This window comes from Bradyrhizobium sp. Gha, from assembly GCF_900113735.1.
In the GTDB taxonomy this organism is placed as follows: domain Bacteria; phylum Pseudomonadota; class Alphaproteobacteria; order Rhizobiales; family Xanthobacteraceae; genus Bradyrhizobium.
In genome coordinates this window covers 1-1,773 of sequence record NZ_FOQM01000088.1, presented here as the reverse complement: position 1 = coordinate 1,773, position 1,773 = coordinate 1, and the positions used below count along the sequence as shown (strand labels likewise).

General features: G+C 61.9%; 3 pseudogenes. 1 reads left to right on the top strand and 2 read right to left on the bottom strand.

Going from position 1 to position 1,773, the window contains the following annotated elements:
- A pseudogene (locus BM222_RS39650) lies at positions 1-365 on the top strand (ISNCY family transposase); the annotation flags it as partial.
- A gap of 339 nt (positions 366-704) precedes the next feature.
- On the opposite strand, the pseudogene BM222_RS39645 reads toward BM222_RS39650, so the two are convergent.
- Positions 705-1,082: pseudogene (locus tag BM222_RS39645) on the bottom strand (transposase); the annotation flags it as partial.
- A 128-nt stretch (positions 1,083-1,210) separates the two neighbouring features.
- A pseudogene (locus tag BM222_RS39640) lies at positions 1,211-1,687 on the bottom strand (ATP-binding protein); the annotation flags it as partial.
- Between the last annotated feature and the right edge of the window lie 86 nt (positions 1,688-1,773).

Genomic DNA, 1,773 nt, shown 5'->3' with positions numbered 1-1,773 from the left:
GCGGCAGCTTCATCCAGACCCTCGTGCTCACCGACATTGCTACCGGCTGGACGGAGTGCGCTCCTCTGATCGTGCGCGAACGGACGCTGTTGAGCGCGGTGCTGACGGAATTGCGCAAACAATTGCCTTTTGCGCTGCTCGGCTTCGATACTGACAATGATACGGTGTTCATAAACGAGACGCTGAAACCCTGCTGCGAGGCGGCCAACATCGTCTTCACGGGTTGCCGGCCCTACCGAAAAAATGACCAGGCGTTCGTCGAGCAGAAGAACGGCGCCGTCGTAGTCGGCTATCGTCGGTTCGAGGGCCTGGAAGCGGCCAAGCTGCTGGCTGAACTCTATCGATCGGCGCGGCTGTTCGTGAACATAACGGCGACGATTCAGGCTTCGTTTGCGAACGCGGCTGAGTTCTTCAACAGCCTGCTCTCATGTTTGCTGTCAAGGGACTCGATCAAGCGGAGGCCGCTTCCGGCTGAGCGCCCGAACGCTGGACTTCGAAGGTGCCCACGGTAGGAGGCAGGGCCAAAGACGACGGTTGATCAAGCTCTCATGCGCGGGTTGGGTACCGCATGACCGTGGTTTCGTCTTGGGGCTGCCTCGGTCTAAGGGGCGAGCGTCGGCAATGCCGGCTCATAACAGGCCACGAGGATTCCCCACCGCGCCCTGCCTCCTGCCCTGGGCACCGATATGGTCGAGCAGCGCTCTTCAGGCGGCCGGCCCGAGTTGTACTTGACGAGTGATCGCCCACAGGAAGCCGACCATCTCGCGTGCAATGGCGGTGGTGACGATCACCTTGGGTTTGCCGGCCGCCGACAAGCGGCGATAGCGGACGCACAGCCTGACCTGGGCCTTCCAGGCGATATCGCGGATAGCTTGAGGCAGGCGCTCGTTACGGTCATGGAGCTTGCGACTGACGCGGGCTTGCATGCGATAGGTCCATGCCCCCTCGATCAGAGCCCGCCTGGCCAGAGCGTTGCCAGCCTTGGTGATGCCGCCGCGTCGGATGGTGGCGCCGCTCGAATGCTCCGACGGCACGAGGCCGAGAAAGGCCATCAACTGTCGGGGATTGTCGAAGCGAGAGATGTAGCGCGGCAATCTGGGTGGGAAGTGCGCGGCAAACAGGATGGCGAGGCAGTGTCGCGGCCTGATGATGATTGCCGCGATGATTGTCGCGCGCAAGAGTTTTGTTGAACTCTGATTGTCGCGCAGCGTCAATCAGCGACGGTTTTGGGTGTCGCGTGCGATGGCGGCCGTCCTGGACCGCGTTTTCGTTCGAGGGCGGTCCGTCTGCGATAGCTCTCGACGTTCATCTCGACGATGGTGGCGTGGTGAACGAGGCGATCGATAGCGGCGAGGGTCATGGCGGGGTCCGGGAAGACCCTGTTCCATTCGCCGAATGGCTGATTGGCGGTGATCAGCATCGAGCGGCGCTCGTAGCGAGCGCTGATGAGCTCGAACAGCACGCTGGTCTCGGCCTGATCCTTGGTGACGTAAGCGAGATCATCTAGGATCAGGAGATCGAAGCGATCGAGACGATTGATGGCCGCCTCGAGGTTGAGCTCGCGTCGCGCCAGCTGGAGCTTCTGCACGAGATCGGTGGTCCGGGTGAAGAGGACGCGCCATCCGTTCTCGATGAGGGCCAGGCCGATCGCTGCCGCCAAGTGGCTCTTTCCGCCGCCGGGCGAACCAGCGTCATAATGCCGGTGTCTAGGATCCGAGATTGAGATCCTCTACCCGTTTCATCCGCGATGCGGAGCGTCAGTCGTTGTTGTCG